Raw genomic sequence first — 1,288 nt, 5'->3', positions numbered from 1 at the left:
TTTTTGTCCACGAAGCCAAGCCCTGCAAGCCTTGAGAACATATTCCTGTCAAGGTTCCTGTTATGGCTGTAATCGATATCGGCAACGGATGCTTTCTGTTTGAAGGCGGCCTTTTTTATCAACCTGGCCATTTTCTTGTGCTGCCGGTCTTCCCATTCGTGGTCTGCCAGCAGGGCGATGTATTCATCGGCGGTAAAGTCGGCGAACCTGTTGCTGCCGATGTGCTGGTGGTGGAGATCGGCCATGGCGCTGAGCCTCATCTGTCTGAGTTTTTCTACTGTCTGGTTACTGTTCATCATTGTTCTGTTTATTGGTAAGTGGATGCCCCCCTGATGTTTTCGTGGTCGGGAATATGGGATTCCTTTTTGTCCATCTCTTCCGGGGTCACCTTGTCCAGGTTATTTTCGAGTATGTTTTTGATCCTGCGGTAGGATATTGCCCTGGCGTATATGGCCCTGCCACATGCGGAGTCCAATCTTTCCCTGCCGTAAAGCTTGGCAAGCTTTATGATGCCCTGTGCCCTTTTGTAGGCCGTTTCCGGGTAATCCGATCCGATAAAAAGTTCACTGATACATGTGGCCACATTGGCCCCCAGGGGAGCTGCCAGCTTCCTGAAGTAGTCAGGGCTCCAGTCAAGGTATTTTTTGTGTGTACTGCTGAGGTGTTCCCTGTTGGTGTTATAGCAGCCCTTTGACGGGTTCCTTTTGTGAAGGGCTATCCTTTCATGGTAATGGTAGACTTCCACGATGTCCCTTGTATAATGGATCTGGGTGGACTTTCCGATATACCTGTAAGGGACGCTGTAATAACTTTTGTCCGGGGAGAAGTAAACGTATCCTATTTTCTGGACCTTTGCCCTTGTATAGTCCTTGAGCTGGTACATGCCTGTGGGAAGGGGCTTCAGGCATTCCCTTTCCATGGACTGGAAAAGCTCCCTTCTGCTGGCTTCCTTTCTCTGGAAAAGCATGTTGTTATAGTCTTCCAACAGTCTTCTTATCTCCCTGTTCAGGTCTCCGATCGAAAAGAAGGTCATCTCCCGAAGGGGGTAGTATATGCGTTGGTAGCTGAGCTGTACCGCATTCTCGACCAGTGCCTTGTCCTGGGGGCTGTATGCCCTGGTGGGATTGATGGCACAGTCATAGTGCCTGGCAAAGTCCTTGAGGGAGCGGTTGATCTCGGGTTCATATTTACTGGCCCTGGTGACCGCCGATTTTAGGTTGTCAGAGACCACGGCCTTGGAAACGCCCCCATAAAACCACATCATGTTGTTCATGCAGTGGACAAGGTC

General features: G+C 50.2%; 2 protein-coding genes. Both read right to left on the bottom strand.

Features of this window, described 5'->3' with window-relative positions; genetic code table 11:
• Window positions 1-299, bottom strand: a 299-nt coding sequence (locus KMW37_RS22350) for an ATP-binding protein (RefSeq protein ID WP_215226864.1), incomplete at its 3' end; no start/stop codon positions are given.
• An 8-nt stretch (window positions 300-307) separates the two neighbouring features.
• Window positions 308-1,288 (bottom strand): Mu transposase domain-containing protein (locus KMW37_RS22345; RefSeq protein ID WP_215226863.1); only part of this gene is annotated, 981 nt, incomplete at its 5' end.

It is taken from the genome of Echinicola shivajiensis (assembly GCF_018642165.1).
GTDB lineage: Bacteria > Bacteroidota > Bacteroidia > Cytophagales > Cyclobacteriaceae > Echinicola > Echinicola shivajiensis.
Note: the sequence above shows the minus strand (reverse complement) of the source record. Positions and strands in the feature narration are given on the sequence as shown.